At 70.8% G+C, this 18,646-nt stretch carries 13 protein-coding genes; 4 read left to right on the top strand and 9 right to left on the bottom strand.

The annotated features are described in order from the left end of the window. Positions 1-50 precede the first annotated feature (50 nt). Positions 51-1,502 (top strand): phytoene desaturase family protein, encoded by a 1,452-nt coding sequence (locus tag ACYVGQ_RS13110; protein ID WP_460785084.1) that lies wholly within the window; start codon positions 51-53, stop codon positions 1,500-1,502. 251 nt (positions 1,503-1,753) lie between these two features. Beyond that, positions 1,754-2,794 carry an ATP-dependent DNA ligase gene (locus ACYVGQ_RS13105; protein ID WP_460785083.1) on the top strand — a complete coding sequence of 347 codons (1,041 nt, stop codon included), beginning with the start codon at positions 1,754-1,756 and terminating at the stop codon, positions 2,792-2,794. 1 nt (position 2,795) lies between these two features. On the opposite strand, the gene ligD is transcribed toward ACYVGQ_RS13105, so the two are convergent. The 4 genes from ligD to ACYVGQ_RS13085 all read right to left on the bottom strand — a co-directional run bounded on the left by ligD (position 2,796) and on the right by ACYVGQ_RS13085 (position 8,481). Next, positions 2,796-3,848 carry a non-homologous end-joining DNA ligase gene (ligD, locus tag ACYVGQ_RS13100; protein WP_460785082.1) on the bottom strand — a complete coding sequence of 351 codons (1,053 nt, stop codon included), beginning with the start codon at positions 3,846-3,848 and terminating at the stop codon, positions 2,796-2,798. A 177-nt stretch (positions 3,849-4,025) separates the two neighbouring features. Next, positions 4,026-5,081 carry a WxL protein peptidoglycan domain-containing protein gene (locus ACYVGQ_RS13095; protein WP_460785081.1) on the bottom strand — a complete coding sequence of 352 codons (1,056 nt, stop codon included), beginning with the start codon at positions 5,079-5,081 and terminating at the stop codon, positions 4,026-4,028. A 67-nt stretch (positions 5,082-5,148) separates the two neighbouring features. Beyond that, positions 5,149-7,077 carry a purple acid phosphatase family protein gene (locus ACYVGQ_RS13090; protein ID WP_460785080.1) on the bottom strand — a complete coding sequence of 643 codons (1,929 nt, stop codon included), beginning with the start codon at positions 7,075-7,077 and terminating at the stop codon, positions 5,149-5,151. A gap of 159 nt (positions 7,078-7,236) precedes the next feature. Then, positions 7,237-8,481 (bottom strand): HupE/UreJ family protein, encoded by a 1,245-nt coding sequence (locus tag ACYVGQ_RS13085; RefSeq protein ID WP_460785079.1) that lies wholly within the window; start codon positions 8,479-8,481, stop codon positions 7,237-7,239. 132 nt (positions 8,482-8,613) lie between these two features. On the opposite strand from ACYVGQ_RS13085, the gene ACYVGQ_RS13080 reads away from it, so the two are divergent. Further along, on the top strand, positions 8,614-9,273 hold the full coding sequence (locus tag ACYVGQ_RS13080) for a type 1 periplasmic-binding domain-containing protein (protein WP_460785078.1): 660 nt from the start codon (positions 8,614-8,616) through the stop codon (positions 9,271-9,273). 8 nt (positions 9,274-9,281) lie between these two features. Here ACYVGQ_RS13080 and ACYVGQ_RS13075 read toward each other — a convergent pair whose 3' ends face one another. Together ACYVGQ_RS13075 and ACYVGQ_RS13070 are read right to left on the bottom strand one after the other, a co-directional pair. After that, complete coding sequence (locus tag ACYVGQ_RS13075; RefSeq protein ID WP_460785077.1) at positions 9,282-10,403, bottom strand: SseB family protein; 1,122 nt, start codon at positions 10,401-10,403, stop codon at positions 9,282-9,284. 24 nt (positions 10,404-10,427) lie between these two features. Beyond that, positions 10,428-12,917: an ATP-dependent helicase gene (locus ACYVGQ_RS13070; protein ID WP_460785076.1), complete on the bottom strand. Its 2,490-nt coding sequence runs from the start codon at positions 12,915-12,917 to the stop codon at positions 10,428-10,430. A 122-nt stretch (positions 12,918-13,039) separates the two neighbouring features. Between ACYVGQ_RS13070 and ACYVGQ_RS13065 the strand changes: the two genes are divergently transcribed. Continuing rightward, a complete protein-coding gene (locus ACYVGQ_RS13065) occupies positions 13,040-13,435 on the top strand; it encodes a pyridoxamine 5'-phosphate oxidase family protein (protein ID WP_460785075.1) in 396 nt (131 codons plus the stop codon). Positions 13,436-13,469: 34 nt separating this feature from the next. Here ACYVGQ_RS13065 and ACYVGQ_RS13060 read toward each other — a convergent pair whose 3' ends face one another. From ACYVGQ_RS13060 to ACYVGQ_RS13050, 3 genes are all read right to left on the bottom strand, one after another. Further along, positions 13,470-14,507, bottom strand: a complete 1,038-nt coding sequence (locus ACYVGQ_RS13060) for an ABC transporter permease (RefSeq protein ID WP_460785074.1) — start codon at positions 14,505-14,507, stop codon at positions 13,470-13,472. Continuing rightward, on the bottom strand, positions 14,504-15,472 hold the full coding sequence (locus tag ACYVGQ_RS13055; RefSeq protein ID WP_460785073.1) for an ABC transporter ATP-binding protein: 969 nt from the start codon (positions 15,470-15,472) through the stop codon (positions 14,504-14,506). Before ACYVGQ_RS13055 ends, ACYVGQ_RS13060 begins: the two co-directional genes overlap by 4 nt. A 162-nt stretch (positions 15,473-15,634) precedes the next feature. After that, positions 15,635-18,538, bottom strand: coding sequence for a lamin tail domain-containing protein (locus tag ACYVGQ_RS13050; protein WP_460785072.1), 2,904 nt, complete (start codon positions 18,536-18,538; stop codon positions 15,635-15,637). Positions 18,539-18,646 lie beyond the last annotated feature (108 nt).

The following is an 18,646-nucleotide window of genomic DNA, read 5'->3' as shown; positions in this document are numbered from 1 at the left end:
CGCCCGAGCGCCGGGGACACACCTCGTCCAGGCCGTGCGAGACTGACGGCATGGCGCGTGCGACGATCATCGGCAGCGGGACGAACGGACTGGCGGCAGCCGTGTCCCTCGCCAGGGCCGGGTACGAGACGCGTGTGCTCGAGGCGTCGGCCACCGTCGGCGGCAGCACCCGCACCGCGGAGTCCACGCTCACGGGCTTCCGGCACGATGTCGGCTCCGCCTCGCATCCGGCCGCCCTCGCCTCGCCGTTCTTCCGCGCCTTCGGGCTGTCCGAGCGGGTCGACTGGATCACTCCGGAGATCTCCTACGCCCACCCCCTCGACGACGGCCGCGCAGGTATCGCCTGGCGCGACATCGAACGTACGGCGTCAGGACTCGGCACGGACGGGCGCGCCTGGCTCTCCCGTCTGCGCCCGCTCAGCTCCCACATCGACGGCGTGGTCGATTTCACCGGCAATCAGATGATCCGCATCCCGAAAGACCCGGTCACGGCTGTGCGCTTCGCGCTGCGGATGCTGGATGCGGGCACGCCCCTCGCCCGAAGCGCGTTCCGCACCGAGGAGGCCGCTGCGCTCCTCGCCGGCGTGCTCGCGCATGCGAACACGCCGCTCCCCTCGCTCGCCGGAGCGGCCGCCGGCCTTCTGCTCGCCGCCCAGGCGCATACCGGCGGATGGATGTATCCCCGCGGCGGCGCGCAGCGGATCCCCGATGCCATGGTCGCGGACCTCGAGGCGCACGGCGGCGCCGTGGAGACCGGCGCGCACGTCGCCGACCTCGCGGATCTGGACTGGGGCGATCCCGCCCGGGGCGATCTCCTGCTGCTGAACACCTCGCCGCGGCTCGTCCTGACGCACCCGGAGATCCCGGCCGGGTACGCCAGGGCGATCCGCGGATATCGCTACGGACCGGCGGCCGCCAAGGTGGACTTCGCGCTGGACGGCCCGATCCCGTGGGCGAACCCCGACGTCGCGCAGTCGCCGACCGTGCACCTCGGCGGCGCCCGCGAGGAGGTCTGGGCGAGCGAGAACGCCGTTGCGCGGGGCCGCGTCGGCGACCGGCCGTACGTCCTCGCCGTGCAGCCGTCGATCTTCGACGACACCAGGGCACCCGCGGGCAAGGGCGTCCTGTGGGCGTACATCCACGTGCCATCGGGATCGACGCTAGACCCAACCGAGCTCATCACCCGCCAGGTGGAGCGGTTCGCGCCCGGATTCCGGGATCTGATCCTCGCGCACGCCGCCGTGCCCGCCTCGTCCAGAGAGGCGATCAACCCCTCCGACATCGGCGGAGACATCCTGGCCGGCGCCTTCACGATCCGCCAGGCCGTGCGGCGCCCCGTGCTGTCGACCGCGCCATGGCGCACCCCGATGCGCGGGGTGTACCTCGCCTCGGCGTCCACTCCCCCCGGCCCCGGCGTGAACGCGATGGCCGGCTGGCACGCCGCACGCACGGCGCTGAAGGATGCCGGCACGCCGACGACGCTCGAGGAGCTGTTCCGCTAGCTCCGAAACCCGTCTGTCTGGCGCGGGTGAACGCCTCGGGAAACCGGCGGGTTGCGCGAACCTGCACCCGCCGGTTCCCGGACACCCGCTGATTCCCGGACACCCGCTCAGTGCGTGTCGGAGAAGAGGGGTTGCACAGAGGTATACCCGCAGCTTCCCTGACACGTGACTCGTCGATGTCAGAGAAAACGTCATGGAGGGGTCCGCGGCGCCTTATGGACGGGCGGGAGGCCGCGCGGCAGGATGGCCTCATGCCGTACGAGATCCCCGCGCCGATGCTGGCGAAGGCCGCCCCGACCATACCGGATCCCTCGAAGCACCCTGGCGGTCTGCTGTATGAGCCGAAATGGGACGGCTTCCGCGGAATCCTCGCCTGGGACGGCGAGTCGGCGGAGATCGGCTCGCGCGGCGCGAAGCCGCTGACCCGGTACTTCCCCGAGCTCGTCGAGGCCGCGGCGTCCCTGCTCCCCCGCCCGTGCCTGCTCGACGGCGAGATCGTCGTCGCCACCGGGGACGACGACCAGCGGCTGGACTGGGAGGCGCTCAGCCAGCGCATCCATCCCGCGGCATCCCGCGTCGCGCGCCTGGCCGCCGAGACCCCCGCGATGTTCATCGCCTTCGACCTGCTCGCCGACGGCGCCGAGCGGCTCCAGGAGAGTCCGTTCGTCGAGCGCCGCGAACGGCTCGAGCGCCTGCTCGGCGGCGTCCCCCATCCCTTCCACCTCACCCGCACGACCCGCGATCCCGGACTGGCCACGCGATGGCTGGCCGAGTTCGAGGGCGCCGGGCTGGACGGCGTCGTCGCGAAGCCGCTCGACCAGCCGTACGCTCCGGGGAAGCGCGCGCTCGTCAAGGTGAAGCACGCGCGGACGGCCGATGTCGTGGCGCTCGGCTATCGCGTCCATGCCTCCGGCTCCGGTGTCGGATCGCTCCTGGTGGGCCTGTACGGTCCGGACGGCGTGCTGCGCCAGGTCGGCGGCGTCGCCGCGTGGAGCAACGCCCGACGGCAGGAGCTCGTCGACGAGCTCGCCCCTTTCGTCGAGCGGGATGAGGAGGGAAGGGCGGTGACCGGCGAGGGCGAGCGCTCGCGCTTCACGGGGGCGAAGGACGTCTCCTTCGTCCGGCTGCGTCCCGAACGGGTCCTCGAGGTCCGCTACGACCAGCTGGAGGGCGCGCGCTTCCGTCACACCGTGCAGTTCGAGCGCTGGCGCCCTGATCGGGAGGCGGCCTCCTGCACGTACGAGCAACTGGAGGTCGTGGCCCGCTACGCGCTGTCGGACGTCCTGGACTGATTCAGTCCTCCACGCGCCCCCCGCGCTCGTCCCAGTTGCCCGCGACCTTCTTGCTGGGCTGGACGCGCGGCGGCTCCCCCGGCATCTTGGGGAACTCCGGCGGGAACGACAGCTCTCCGAGCCCGTTCTCGACGTCCCGCTCCCACCAGCCGAGCAGGGCGTCGATGCGGCCGGGCGCCTTCTGCAGATCCGCCCACGGGTCGCCGGTCTCCGCGAGGCGCTTCGGGATGCTGCGCACCGTGAACCGCGCGGGATCGACGTCGTCGAGCTCCTCCCAGTGCACCGGCGTCGACACCGTGGCGGCCGGCAGCGCCCTCGGGCTGTATGCGCCCGCCATCGTGCGGTCGCGGTTGGCCTGGTTGAAGTCGATGAAGACGCGCTCCCCGCGCTCCTCCTTCCACCAGCTCATCGTGACGAGCTCGGGCATCCGCCGCTCCAGCTCACGCCCCGCGGCGATGACGGCATGCCGCACGTCGAGGAACTCGTGGACCGGCTCGATCGGGCAGAACACGTGCAGCCCGCGGTTGCCGCTGGTCTTGACGAACGGCTCGAGCTCCGCCTCGCGAAGGACCTCGCGGAGCCCGTGGGCGGCCCGCACCGCATCGGGGAAGCCGGTCCCCGGCTGGGGATCCAGATCGATGCGCAGCTCGATCGGGTCGTCGGTGTCGGAGGCGAGCGACGCCCAGGGGTGGAAGACGATCGTGTTCATCTGCACGGCCCACACGATGGCGCTCGGCCGGTTCAGCACGATCTGCGGATGCCGCCTGCCGCTGTTATAGGTCACGGTGACCGCGTCCACGTAGTCCGGGGTGCCCTTGGGCGGGTTCTTCGAGAAGAAGCCCTCCCCGCCGATGCCGTCCCGGAAGCGCTCCAGCGACACCGGCCGGTGACCGTTGGCGCTCAGGAACGGCTCCGACGCGAGCTGCACGTATTCGGCCAGCTCCGCCTTGGTGATGCCCGCCTCCGGCCAGACGACCCGGTTCGGGCTGGACAGCTCGATGGAGCGCTCGCCCTCGGGGTCTCTGACGTTCAGCGTCACGCGTTCGGAGGCCATGGCTCGACCCTATGCCGATCGGGCGTCCGGCGACAGGCCCGGTGCGCCGTCCCGGGAAGGGGTCGGAGACGGCGATTCACGGACGTCGTGACGGTTCGCAGTCTGATCCCGGATGATCGGTCCGCGAACCGTCACGGCGCCCGTGATCCGTCGCGGCGGCGACGGCGCGCGCCGGGGTCAGCGCCCGGCGCCGACCGCCGCCTCCTCCAGAGCCCGGGCGACCGCCTCTTCGACGCGGGCCTCCTCGACGGCCTCCCGTCGTATGCGCCGACGACGCAGGTACCGGGGCAGGAGCACGAGGACGAGGACGACGAGGACGAGCACCACCAGGAGCGTCCAGGGCACCGCCCATCCCAGACCCGTCGCCGCGACCGGCTCGAGGGCGGTCGTGCTGCCCGAGGCATCCGTCACGAGCGGGATGACGGTCGCCGTGCCGGTGAGCATCACGAGCGCGGCCACGTCCGGCACGATGACGGACTGCTCCCAGCTCTCACCGGGCAGGAGGCCGGGCGGGGAGGCGACGTCCGGGGCATCCGCGGCGAACCATCCGAAGGGTCCTGCGATCGTCGCGCCCTGGTTCGCGGAGACGATCGCGTTGCCGGTGTTGCGGATCGTCCAGGTCAACGTGGCGTCTCCGCCCGCGAAGGGGTTGAGGCCGCCGTCCCACCCGATCCGGACGTCCTCGACGCTCATCGAGGGCACCAGGTCGCCGCTGACGCGGACCTGCATGCGGATGCCGAGGCGCCGGTCGACGCTGACGCCGGCCGTACCGGAGTCCTCGGCGAGCGAGGTGACGATGCCGCCGGCGTAGTCGCCGGGCATCGCGTTCGCCGGGACGGCGACGGTGAACGGGATGGACGCCGTCTCACCGGCCGCGATCGTCACGGTCGCCTCGTCGACGCCCACCCAGTCGCCGATCCCGGTCGCCTCCTCGTCGAGGGTGTCGACATCGAACTGGCCGCCATCGGTGGTGTAGCCATCCGCGGCGTAGACCGCGAGGGTGAGGTCCTCGTCGCCGTGGTTGGCGACGACGAGGGCGTCCGCCACCTCGGCTCCGGGATTGATCGCGTACGAGTAGCTCGTGCGATCGTCGCCGAGATCGTTCGACGCGGTGCGGACCGTCCAGGTCACGTCGTCCGCACCGGCCGCGGATGCGGTGACCGCGGGGACGAGGACCGATGCCGCCGCCAGGGCGAAGGCGGCGAGAAGCCGGGTGGTGGAGCGAATGATCATGCTGTTCCTCGAATGCCGTCGCGGGGCCGGCACGAATGCCTGCCCCGCGACGGGTGGGATGGACCGATCAGCCGGCGAGCGCCGTGATCGTGAGGGTGGTGCGGTAGCTGCCGGGATCGATGCCGGTCGGGAGCTTCAGATCGAGAGCCGCACCGAGCGTGGAGTCCCCGCGCTCGTGGCCCTGAGCCGCGCCACCGAGCGCACGCGACACGGCGAGGCCCTCACCGGAGGTGATGCCGGACGAGACCGCGGCGCCGGCGACGGCGCCGGCTCCTGCCTCGACGAGCTTCGGCGTCCAGCCGAGGTACTTGCCGGAGAACGTCTTGTCGCCGTCCTGGAAATCCCCGACCGATGCCGTGAGCGACCACGGAGCGAGCGAGCGGCGCGTGTCCGACACGGTGATCGGATTGATCTCGCCGGTCGCCTCGAGGTACGAGCCCTCGACCTCCTCGGCGGTGCCGAGGTCGACGAGGCCGTTGTGTCCGTCGATCGTCCAGCCGAACTCCCCTGGCGGAGCCTCGGCCACGTCGACCTGGATCTCCTGGCCGTCGCCGTGATCCTGGTGGATGGTCACCTCGTCGACGATCGTGCCGACCGCTTCGGACTTCGGGCCGGTCTGGCTGCGGACGTCCTGGACGACGAGCTGGTCCTTCTGGACCTGCACCTTGATGTAGGAGCGGGTCTTCTCCTGGCTCTGCACCGAGTTGCCCCAGTAGTTCGAGGGGTTGAGCGGGTCGGGGCCGACGCCGGAGCCGCTCGAGGGCGAGTTCGGGTTCGGCGTCGTGATGTTGTAGTACTTCGAGCCGGAGGCCGAGTTCGCCGTCACGTAGATGACCCCGCCGGGGCCGGTGAAGACCTCTTCGGCACCCGGCTGCTCCTCAGGATTGGCCTTCTGGCCGCTGTTGAGCTCATAGCTGCGGGTGTAGACGTGGTCGTGCCCCTGCAGGACGAGGTCGACGCCGAGCTCCGAGAACGTCTCGGGGAAGTCGGTGCGGCGGATCGCGTTGTCGCCGTCCTGGGCGTGAGACGCGCCGGAGTAGATCGAGTGGTGGTAGACGAGCACGGTGTACTTCGCCTCGGAGCCGTGCGCGTTGACCACGTCCGTGACGTACTGCACGTGCGCCGCATCGCCTCCGCCGCCCTGCGAGGTGGAGTAGCTGTTGCTGTTCAGGTCGACGAAGAGCACATCCTTGTAGATGAACCAGTAGTCGCCGCCGGACGTGTTCGATGCGGGATCGCCGTTCGAGTAGTACGCGCCGGAGCGGTCGGTGTTCGGGGTGTACAGATGCTGCTCGTAGGCTTTGCCGCCGACGTCGTGGTTTCCGATGGTCGCGACCCACGGGTACTGGCGGAGCTTGTCGGAGGCGAGGAACGCGTCCCACTGGGACTCCGTGTTCGCGTTCTCGACCTGGTCGCCGCCCGAGACGAGCAGCTCGGTGTCCGGGTTGGCCCCCAGCGCCACGTCGAGCGTGTCTGCCCAGCCCGCGGCGTCGTTCGCGATGCTGCCGGAGGCGCCGATCTGCGGGTCGCCGAAGAACAGGAAGTCGAAGTCGCCCTCGAACGACTGCGTGGTGAACTCGTACGCGGAAGACCAGTCGCCCTCGCTGCCCACCCGGTACGAGTACGCGGTGTCGGCGGACAGGCCGGTGAGGGTCGCGTGGCGGTTGTAGCCGCCGCTGGAGGCGATGTTCGCCGTTCCGGTCGCCGAGAAGCTCAGCACGGAAGCCGGGAACTCGCCGTTCGCGATCTGAGAGGTCGGGGCGACCTGGACCGTCTGGGTGGTGTCCTCCGAGGAGTACCAGGTGACGATGCGCTGCGATTCGTCCGCACCGACGCCGAGGACGATGCCGGTGTAGTCGGACGTCTCCGCGGCGGTGGCCGGGGCGACGACGACGCCCGAGAGGGCGAGGGTCGCACCGAGAACGGCGGCGGTGATCCACGCGGCAGTGCTGCGGCGCGGGAGCCGTCTGTTGTCAGGGATGCTGACAGAGGGCATGGGGGTTCCGTTTCTCTCAGCTCCGGGTCGGAGCGATGTTCGTCCCGAGGGGAGGGACGTCGTCCACGATCGACCCGTGCGATGAAATCGCGGTGAACAGCAGGGGCACGGCCGGTGGCCCTGCCCCGAAGTTCTGGTCGCGGGGCGGACGGAGGCCGGTCAGGCGCCGAGCAGTCGCTCGACGAACCACACCAGACCGACGACGGTGACGGCCGCGGCGAGGATTCCCGTGATCCACATGCCCAGCCGCGGCCAGTGCCTGCGCAGCAGCACGAGCAGCGGGAACACCACGACGATGATCCCGATCTGCACGGCCTCGATGCCCACGTTGAAGACGAGCAGCGACCACAGCAGCGTCCACGACCACGGCTCGTCGATGCCGAGGGCCGAGGCGAAGCCGAGGCCGTGCACGAGGCCGAACACGAAGACGACGGCCAGTCTGATCCAGCCCGCCCTGTCGAGGCCGAGCGGCCCGGCGGTCTTCTCCAGCCTGTCGATGTCATTGCGGTCCGTCGCGAGACGGAACAGGTACCAGGCGGCGACGATCGAGATCGAGATGGCGATGATCGGCTCGATCACCGCGGCGGGAACGCTGACCACGCCCACCGCGGCGAGGATGAACGTGATGGAGTGCGCCACCGTGAACGCGGTGGCGGCGAGGACGATCTCGCGCAGCCGGCGCGATCCGGCGATGAGCGCGAGCAGGAACAGGATGTGGTCGATGCCGAACAGCAGGTGCTCGGCGCCGAGGAGGAAGAACTCGCCGAAGCGCTCGCCGAGGCTCTGCGCGGTGGAGAACGAGGTCTGGTCCTGATCGAGGGCGGCGCTGCCGGAGTGACCGTCGACCTCGTAGGTGAGGATCGTGGTCGTGCCGGTGACATACCCCTCGGCGTCCGCGAACAGCGTGCTCGTGACCAGGTGGCCCTCGGATTCCTCGTCGCAGGCGAAGTCCAGCGGGATGACGGCGTAGGGCGCATCCTCCTGGACGGTCATCGTGATGTCGCCGGCCGGCGCCGGCGTGCACGGCGCTCCCTCCGCGCCCAGAGTGAAGCGATCGGCGATGTACCCGAGAACGGCGTCCTCATGGTCCTGGAGGACCATCGCCCTCGTCTCGTCGTCGCCGAGCTCGAACGCGTAGGTGCCCTCGTCGAAGAGCCCGTCATCCTGCTGAGCATCCGCCGCGGACACGGCGAGCAGGTCGTACTCGAGCTGCAGCTCCACGGCGACGTGCCCTGGCTGCGAGCCCTCCGCGATGTCGGCGAAGACGACCGAGCTGAATCCGTGGGCCGAGGCGGAGAGCGCGCTCGCGCCGAGCGCGAGGAGGGCGAGTCCACCGATCAGGAGCGCACGGGGCGTGATCGCTCGGAGGAGGGGCGGGCGGTTTCGGGGGGCGGCGGCGTTCATCGCGACCACGTTCGCCGGTCGAGGTGAACGGTTGGGGCCCGGCAGGCGAACACCGGGCGAACCGCCGGAGAGCTCTCCGCCCGGTGTGGAAGGGTGAGAAGAACCTGCCCCTGCTCTCCCGGAGGATCTCCCGTGCGCCGAGACGTCCGAGTCCCGGCCCTGCTCCTCGCGGGCACGGCTCTGCTGCTGGCCGGATGCTCGTCCGCCGGGGGCTGGGCCGAGCCCCGTGAGGCTCCCGCCGCGGTCGGAACGCCGGCCGCCGGCTTCATCCCGACGCCGACGCCCAGCCCCGAGGCGACCGTGACCCCCGTGGACGGCTCCTGGAGCGACGTGCATCCTCCCTCCGGATACCGTGTGGTCCTTCTCACCGCCGGCGAGGATGCGGCCGCCAGGACGCTCGCGGAAGCGGTGCGCTCCTGGGCTCGGGACGAGGACGTGGATCTGCGCGAGGTCGCCGCGGATGACGATCTCATCGCCGGGATCGTCTCGGCGATGGACATGAACGCGGATCTCATCGTCAGCGCGGGCAACGACCTGATCGATCCCCTCACGACCGTCTCCGCCAACCACCTCGACAAGCAGTTCCTGGTCGTGGGCGCAGAGGTCGCCGAGCCGACCGCGAACGTGACCGCGGTGGAGTGGTCCGGCGCCTCGTTCCGCGGCGCAGGCCTCGACGCGGCCACCCCCTACGACGAGAGCACGTTCACGCCGGAGCGGGCCGGCGCCGCGATCCGCGCCGGCTCCGCCGCCGTGCTCAGCGGCATGACGGGCGTCGTCCTCTGGATCGGCTGATCCCGGAGTCAGTCCTCCAGGTTCACGGCCAGCACGAGCACGGGCGCCAGGGCGTCGCGCTCGACGATGATCGAGGGACCGGCGGCGTCCACCAGGACGCCCGCCATCTCGGGATGCGTGGACAGGACCTTGGCGAGCTGTTCGGGAGTGAACGGCAGAGGACGGTCGCCTCGTCCGAGCGCCACCACCTCGAGCGGGTGGGAGAAGAGCTGCAGGAACCGCTTCCCGTCCGTCGTCTGCGCCTCCGCGATGCCGACCTCTCGGCCGTTGCCGCCCTGGTTCACGGCCACCCAGGCCTTCGTCTTCGCGAGCGCCTCGCCGACCTTCGCCGCGGAGTCGGGCTGCCGAGGAGCGGCGATCAGGGTCTTGAGCGTGAGGTCGGCATCCGCCTGCTCGAGCGCCTGCTTCAGGATCTCGACGGGGAAGACGGCCCTGTGCACGCCGGAGGCGTTGTCGAGGATGAGCCCGGTGAAACCGCCCGCGACCACCTGCTGGAGCACGGAGACGACCGGCTGCGCGACGGCGGACGTCGCCGTCGGGTCCGTCTCGCGCTGCACCGACTCCCGCACGGATGCCGCATTGCTGAAGGCGAGCATGAACGAGCGCTCCCCGTCGCGCACCACGGCGATGGAGAGCTGCGCGCCCTCGCTGATCTGCGTGCGCGCGTCGCCGTGCACCCGGAGGTACAGATGGCCCTGGAGCGCCTGACGGAGCACGCCGATGAGCTGCTCGTTGCTCGCGCCCTCCTCGAGTTCGGCGAGCGCTTCACGCAGCAGGACGTTGTCCTTCATCCCCGGCACGGTCTCGGTCTGCTCCGGAGGAAGGGCGGCTGCCAGGGGAAGCCTCCTCGGCGCCTGCGGCGCGGTCGCAGCCTGCGCGGACGGGGAGGACGACGACACCGGGGTCCGGGGCCGTACGGGCGCCTCCTCGTTCGGGAGGGAGACCTCCGGCCCCGCCTCGGCGCCCACGCCGCGGAACGCCTGCACCGAGATCCTGACCGACGGCGCCGGAGCCGCGGGCTCGCCGACGATCTCCTCGGACGACCCGCTCTCCTCTGCCTCGACCGACGCCGGCTCGCTGACCGGAACGGACTCGTCGGCGGACTTCTTGCGGCGGGAGAACAGGGCCATGCCTGTCAGCCTAATCGTCGCGGGCTACAGCTTCTCGATCGGGGCGATCTTGATCAGCAGCTTCTTGAGGCCTGCCGCGTCGAATCGCACATGGGCGATGCGCTTGGCGCCCTCGCCGGTGACGGCATCCACCCGTCCCTCGCCGAAGTCTGCGTGACGGATCCGATCGCCGGCGGCGAGGTCGAGGTCGCCGTTGTCTCGGACCTTCGCGGTGACCTTGTTGGGGAAGCGATCCATCGCCGTCGACAGCGGCTTCAGACCTTCGCGAGGCGCCAGCGGCCTGACCCCGAAGCGATCGCCTGTCGACCCGAATCCGCCGCCGGGACGGCGCGCGTTCAGCGCGCGTGACTGCGTGCCGCCGCGGGAGTTGACATCCCCCGGCGACTGACGCCAGTCGACGAGGTCGGCCGGTATCTCCTGCAGGAAGCGGCTCGGCATGGCCACGGACACCTCGCCGAACTGCGCGCGGGTCATCGCCAGCGAGAGGTGCAGGCGCTTGCGCGCCCGGGTGATGCCGACGTAGAACAGCCGGCGCTCCTCCTGCGGACCACCGGGCTCCCCCGCGGAGATGCGGTGCGGGATGAGATCCTCCTCGACGCCGGTGACGAACACGGCATCGTACTCCAGCCCCTTGGCGGTGTGCATCGTCATCATCGAGACCGCCCCGGACTCGTCGTCCAGATCATCCGCGTCGGCGACAAGGGCCACCTCGGTGAGGAAGTCGACGATCGTCCCCTCGGGATTGTTGCGGGCGAAGTCGCGCGTCACCGCGACGAGCTCGTCGAGGTTCTCCACGCGGGCCTCGTCCTGCGGGTCGCGGCTGGCGCGCAGCGCATCGAGGTAGCCGCTCTTGCCGAGGAGCACCATGAGCCCCTCGGCGACCGAGGTCGGCGGCGGCACCTCCCCCGAAGAGGGAAGCACGATCTCCGCCGCTTCGGCGAGGACGGCGTCCAGCTGGCCGATGGCCGCCTGGATCTTGGGACCGACCCCGAGCTCGGCCGGACGCGTCAGAGCCTCGCGGAACGTGATGCCGTGATCTTCCGCGAACCGCGCGATGGCCGTCTCCGTGACATCGCCGATACCTCGCCGGGGCTTGTTGAGGATCCGTCGCAGCGACATCTCGTCGGCGGGGTTGGCGACCGAGATCAGGTAGGCCAGCGCGTCCTTGATCTCCGCGCGCTCGTAGAACTTCGTGCCGCCCATGATCTTGTAGGGCACGGCCGCGCGGATGAAGATCTCCTCCAGCGCGCGGGACTGCGAGTTCGTGCGGTAGAACACCGCCATCTCGGAGTAGGGGTATCCGGCGCGGCGCAGGGACTCCACCTCGTCGGCGACGAACTGCGCCTCGTCGTGCTGCGAGTAGCCGGTGAATCCGACGATCTTGTCGCCGTCGCCGCGGTCGGTCCACAGCTTCTTGTCCTTGCGGTCGAAGTTGTTCCCGATGACGGCGTTCGCGGCGGAGAGGATGTTCTGCGTCGACCGGTAGTTCTGCTCGAGCAGCACGACCTTCGCGCCGGGGAAGTCGCGTTCGAACTCGCTGATGTTGCGGATGTCCGCTCCGCGGAACGCGTAGATGGACTGATCGGAGTCGCCGACCACCGTGAGCGATGCGCCCGGCAGAGGATCGTCGGACGGGGCTTCGAAGATCATCATCGTTCCGGAGTCCCGCTCGTTGAGCGAGCCCGAAGGGCGAGTCGAGACGCGCATGCCGTTCGCGGCATACGGGTCGGAGGCCTCGGCCGGCACCGGCCGGGTCAGCTCGTGGATGAGGGCGTACTGGGCGTGGTTGGTGTCCTGGTACTCGTCGACGAGGATGTGACGGAACCGGCGCCGGTAGGTGTCGGCGATGTGCGGGAAGGCCCGGAACAGGAACACCGTCTGGCCGATGAGGTCGTCGAAGTCGAAGGCGTTCGCCCTCCGCAGCTGGCGCTGGTAGTCCGCGAAGATCTCCACGAACAGCCGCTCGGCCGGATCGGACATGTTCGCCTGGCGCGCGTGGGCCTCGGCATCCGACAGCTCGTTCTTGAGCTTCGAGATGCGGGACTGCACAGCGGCGGGCGTCAGCCCGTATGCGTCGGCCTCGTGCTCTTTCACGAGCCGCTTGATGAGGGCGCGCGAGTCGCCGGAGTCGTAGATCGTGAACGTCTTCGTGAAGCCGAACTGCTCGGCCTCGCGGCGGAGGATCCGCACGCAGGCGGAGTGGAACGTCGAGATCCACATCCCCCTGGATGCGTCTCCGACGAGTCCGGCGACCCGCTCGCGCATCTCGCCCGCCGCCTTGTTCGTGAACGTGATGGCGAGGATCTGGCTCGGCCAGGCCTCCCGACCGCGCAGCAGCGAGGCGATCCGGCGCGTGAGGACGCTGGTCTTGCCTGAACCGGCGCCCGCCACGATGAGCAGCGCGGGTCCGCGGTACGTCACGGCTTCGAGCTGCTGCGGATTCAGGCCCGCGAGGAGGTCGTCCGTCTGCTGCGGACCGCTGGTTCCGGGGACGATGAGGGGTGCGTCGGTCATGGCCCTACGAGTCTAGGCCGCCGCACCGACGTCGTGAGCCGTCGAGGTCGGCGGGCCGAGGACGCGCCCTTCCGGCCGAGCGCCGCCGGAGTAGTCTGGGAGCAGAAGGCAAGGAGGGTGACATGATCGGCATCCTGAGCGAGCAGCAGAGCTACGAGCTCCTGACCTCGACGACCGTGGGGCGCATCGGATTCCTCGCCGAAGGACGCGTGGAGATCCACCCCGTGAACTACGTCCTCTCCGACCGCGACCTCATCCTGCGCACGGCGCCGGACAGCCCTCTCCTCCCCCTCGCGGAGGCGGCCGCCGACGTCGCCTTCGAGGTCGACCATCACACCGACATCGCGGGATCCGCCTGGAGCGTGCTCCTGCACGGACCGCTGACCCGCGTGGCGGAGGAGGAGGCCGACGCTCTCGCGGCGCGCGTCTCCCCCTGGGCCGGCGCCGACCGCTGGGTCCCGCTGCGCTTCACGATCGAGAGCATCACCGGTCGGAGCGTCCAGCGCGATCGCCGTTGACCGGCGCCCCGGTCGCGGCGTCCTCCGGTCCCCCCTAGGCGATCCTGGTCCCCGGCGGGAGGCGCTTCGCGGGCGTCCTCGTCCGGGACCAGGCCCCGGCCAGCAGTCCGCCGGCGATCACGACCTGGACGGCGAGTCCGACGAACCAGCTCGGCACGCTGTTCGCGATGACCTCCTCCGGCGTCGGGTACGACTCCCCCTGGTATGGCGCGCAGTCGTCCCACCTCGTCTCCAGGTCCGGCGCCTGCTGCGCGGAGCGGAGGCCGAACTTGAGCTGGCCGAACAGATCGATCGGATAGCCCTCCGCGTCGAAGCGCACCGGCGTCGCGTCCGCGAGCACGACGAAGGGGTTCGCCGCCAGGACGCCCCAGACGAGGTCGAATCTCGGGATCTCGGAGGTGTACGTCTCCCACTCCCCGCAGGCGCCCTCCTCGCCGGACTCGTCGGTCCAGATGATGGTCCTGGTGTGCACCGTCTGCTCCGAGCGGATGGCCGAGCCCGCGAGCCCGAAGACGATGAGGGTGCCGATCACGAGCGCCGCGACGACGAGATAGGTCGAGGCGACCGAGAACAGCGGTCTGGCGAGCAGGCCGCTGAGGCCGACGCCGATCGCGGCGATGACGACGATCTCGGCGACGAGGACGAGCAGCGAGACGGCCATCGTCTCGGGCGGCACGCCTCCGGCGAGCGTCGCGAGCAGGAGGAACGGGATCGACACCACGACGAAGGCGAGGCCCGTCGCGACCGCCGCGATCAGCTTGCCGATCAGGATGTCGCCGGTCGTGGCCATCGTGATCTGCACCGGGGCGAGCGTCGCGCTGTCGCGATCGCCGTTGATGGCGTTGCCGCTCAGCGTCGGCGAGACGAGCACCACGAGCAGGAGCACGAAGTTCACCACGATCGAGTAGACCCCGGCGCCGGTCGAGTCGATCCAGGAGTACGCCATGTAGGCGAAGGCGGTGACGCCGAGCATGACGAGGACGAAGACGCCGAGGAGCACGTACCAGGCGACGCTGCGGACGCGCTGGGTCAGCTCCAGTCGCGCGATGACGCCGATGCGGGTCGCGTTCACGATGCACTCCCCTCCTCGGATCCCGGCGCCGGGGGCCGCGGCGGAGCGACAGGCGCAGGGGGCGTGCCGTCCAGCGTGAGGAAGGCGCTCTCCAGCGCGCTCCGCGCGGGACCGAACTCCACCACGGGGACGCCGGCCGCCACGAGCGCGCGCAGGCCGTTCACCGCATCCGTCTCGGTGGCGAAGACCGTGTGCGCGGCTCCGCGGTCCAGCCGGACGGCCGCGGGCGCGAGACCGAGCGCGGCGGCGAGGCCGCTCGTGTCCGGCTCGGCCTCCAGAAGCCGGATGCGCCACTCCCGGGCCGATTCCGCACCGGGGATCGCCTCGACGACGCGGCCCTCCACGAGGAAGAGGACGTCGTCGACGACCTCCTCCAGCTCGGAGAGGATGTGGCTGGAGAGGAGCACCGTCCGTCCCTCGCCCGCGAAGCGCCGCAGCAGCTCGCGCAGCTGGACGCGGGCGTGCGGGTCCAGTCCGGACGCCGGCTCGTCCAGCAGCAGGATCGCTGGTTCGTGCACGAGGGCCCTCGCCAGGCCGAGCTTCTGCTTCTGTCCGCGGGACAGCACGCGGGCGGGCGAGTCGGCGAGCGCATCGAGTCCCACGAGCGCGAGGAGCTGCGCAGCGCGTGCAGCCGAGGCATCCGCCGGCAGATCGTAGAGGCGTCCGGTCGTGACGAGCGTCTCGCGTGCCGTCAGCGCGGGCCAGGCGCCGAGCGCATCCGGCATCCACCCCAGCATCCGCCGCGCCTGCTGCGGGTCCGCGACGGGATCGACGCCGCCGACGCTCAGCCGGCCGGCGTCCGGAGCCAGCAGCGACGCCAGCATGAGAAGCAGCGTGGTCTTGCCCGATCCGTTCGGCCCCACGAGACCGGTGACGCGTCCCGGTCTCGCCTCGAAGGTCGCTCCCCTGACCGCGTGCACCGCGCCGAACGACCGGTCGACGGACTCCGCGATGATCCCTGTCATGGGTTCACCCTATGGGCGCCGGACGCAGAACCCGGGAACGGTCGGCGGATTCGCAGGTCCGCTCCCGCATCCCGTCACGCCCGCACCCTTCGCACCCGCGCGACGCCGGCCGGTGCGCCTCCCTCCCCCGGGATGAGGCGCACCGGCCGGCGCGGGTGAGCGTCAGGCGTTCCTGCGCAGGGCACGGCGTCCGATGACCGCGCCGCCGCCGAGGAGCAGGAGCAGCGCGCCGAGCACCGCCAGGGGCAGCGGATCCGCACCCGTGGAGGCCAGCGCGCCCGGCTCCGGGTCGCCGTCGCCCGCAGGCGCCGATCCCGAGGCCGACGTCACCGTGATCGCCAGGCTGGCGAGCACCGTGCCGGGATCGGATGCCGCGGCGAGGGTGAGCGTGTGCGCTCCCGCCTCCGTGGCCGCCGGGATCCGCGCCGTCAGCGTCAGCTCGCCGTCGGCGTCAGCCGTCGCTGTGCCGAGCGTCACGGGATCGGAGTGCAGGACGACGGTGTACTCCGTGTCCGCCTCGAGTCCGGCGCCCGCGATCGTGATCGCGTCTCCCGCCCGCACCGTCGACGACGTCGCGGTCAGGGTCGGGCTCGGCTCCGCCGGCGGGGTCAGCCCGAGGTCGCAGGCGATCGTGCCCGACCAGAGCGAGTGACCGCCGTTGTTGCCGTCGTCGGAGCGGATGACCTCCTTGACGCCGTCCACGCAGGTGGAGTTCGGCGCAATGGCGAAGCCCTCGAGGTTGTAGTCCGGCAGACCTGTGGGGCGGTCGTAGACGCGGTCGACCGCGAAGGCGCCGTCGTCGCCGATCCCCAGCAGGGTCGTCGAGCCGGCCGAGGTGTTGTCGGCGACGGCCCAGACGCGCTCGGCATCCGGATCCCACTGCGTCTCCTGGATCATCGGCAGGCCGGTGTCGATCGCGGCGATCCGGTCGAACCCGCCGTCGCTGCTCAACGCATAGGCGTAGAGACGTCCGTCCTTCTCCAGCGCGGTGAAGAACAGGCCCGTGCCGTGATTCGGATAGTCCGCGGGGTCGTAGGCCTCGCTCGTGCTCTGGTCCACGAAGCCGTTCTCCGTGAGGTAGGAGTCCGGGACCCAGGTGATGCCCTCGAAGCCGAGGTTGGAGTCCGCGCTGCCCACCGTGCTGATCACGTCGGCGAGGTCGGCGGTCAGGACCCACTGATCCGTCGGCTGCAGGGTCGTCCCCGAGGCGTTCGGGTCGTAGCGCAGCACGCTCTCCAGCGGCACCCCGCTCGCGGTGTTGTCGCGCTCGGTGGTGACGTAGAGGAAGCCGTCGGGGCCGACCGTGATGCCCTCGGAGTCCGGCTGCCCTCCGCCGCCGGGGAAGACGACGGTCTTGCCGGTGGCCCAGCCGTTCGCCGTGTCCGGCACCCAGAGGTCGCCGCTCTTGATGAGACGGTAGACCTGGCTCTTGTTCTTCACGCCCCACATCACATCGGGGTCGCTCGGATCGATGTCCAGGCCGGAGAGGTCCTGCCCGGAGATCGGCGTGACGAACTGGCACTCGGCGTCGGAGACGGTCCAGTCCTGGCTGCCCGGCCACGGGAGGCCTCCGGCGATGGCGGGTCCGCTGCCCGAGGCGGCCTCGGTCTGGCAGGGCACCTCCTCGCCGCTGCCCGGATCGCTCGGCGGGATGATCTCGCCGGCGCAGGCCGTGGCGTTGGACTCGCCCCAGCTCGCAGCGGCGGTGTGGACCCAGGCGCCCGTGGCGTCGCCGCAGCGCGACCACGACCCGGGCTGCGCGTCGTTCGGACCCCAGCCGACCGTGTCGACGATGGTCGAGCCGTCCGGGAGGTAGAGCTTCACCGAGTCGCCGTCGGAGCTGAGCCCCTGGTTCGACAGGAGCACGAGGAAGCCATGTGCAGGCACGATCGTGCCGTGGGGGGCGTCCAGCGCTGCCGGGTTGCTGCCGCTGTCCGCCTGCTTCCAGCCGGCCACGTCGATGTCTTCATCGCTCGTGTTCACGAGCTCGTAGGCGTCGTGGGTGGGGTCGTCGTTCGCGGACGTGACCTCGTTGAGCTTGATCGACTGCCATGTGGTGTCGTCGGGGTCGGTCGGCTCTTCGGGTTCGGTCGTCTCGGGGTTGAGCACGCCCTTGGAGGGCGTCTCCTGCGGCACGAAGTCGCCCGTGCCGTTCGGGACGCGGCCGTAGGTGTCGAGGTGGAAGTCGCCCCACTCGTAGGAGTCGAGCAGCGTCTCGCCGTCCGGCGCGAACAGGCTCAGCAGGTCGTTCTTCTTGAACTTGAAGTCCGCGTCCTCGGCGACGAGCACTCCGCCCGGCTCGATGACGGTGCCGCTCGGCAGCGTCAGGGTGACGTCGTTCTCCCGCGCGGTCAGCACGTAGCCCGAGACGTCGAGAGGCTGCGTGCTCAGGTTGACGAGCTCCGCCCAGTCCGGGCTGCCGTCGGTCTCGATCTCGTTGATCTTCAGCCAGCGCAGCGCGGTGCCGAAGCGGCTCACGCCCGGCGAGGCGACGTATCCGGATGCCGAGGTCCAGCTGCCCTCCGCGTCGCCGACGGTGGAGCGGGTCCAGCCGGCGGCGTCGTCCGCGCCGATGAGGCCCTCCTCGGACGGCCAGGCACTGGCGGTGTCCGTGCGCGGGCCCCTGCCGTCCTGATCGCCGTAGGTCAAGGTGTCGACCAGCGCGTCCGCGGCGTCGTAGAGGTTGATCGCATCGCTGCGACCGAGGTTCGTCCCGTTGCCGCCGACCACCGCGATGCTGTCGGGGAGATCCCATTCCGCGCGGAAGGCCGCAGCGGACTCCTCGCTGAGGAGGAAGGACTCGCCGGGGGCGACGACGCCCGCGGCGCTGAGGTCCACATCTCCGGCCGCGGCGCCGCTGTCGGAGAAGGACCAGCCGGCGAGGTCGACGGAGACGGTGTCGAGGTTCGTGAACTCCACGAACTCCGAGCCGTTGTACTCCCACTCCGTGATCCTGATCTGGCCCGTGCTCTCCGCGGCTGTCGCAGCGGAGGGGGCGAGCAGGCCGGCGAGCACGATGGCCGAGCCGGCGGTGAGGGCGAGGGGGCGGGAGGCGTTGGTCAGCACGTCTGCCACCTTGGCCGCGCTGTGCGAACAGCAGGTGACGTGGGGGGAACGAGAAGCTGAACGGATCGGCCCTGCACCGCTCGCGGAGGAGGGCCCAGAGGCCGCAGG

Source organism: Microbacterium tumbae (genome assembly GCF_054780175.1).
The sequence above is the reverse complement of the archived record's forward strand: the minus strand, read 5'-3'. Positions and strand labels throughout refer to the sequence as shown.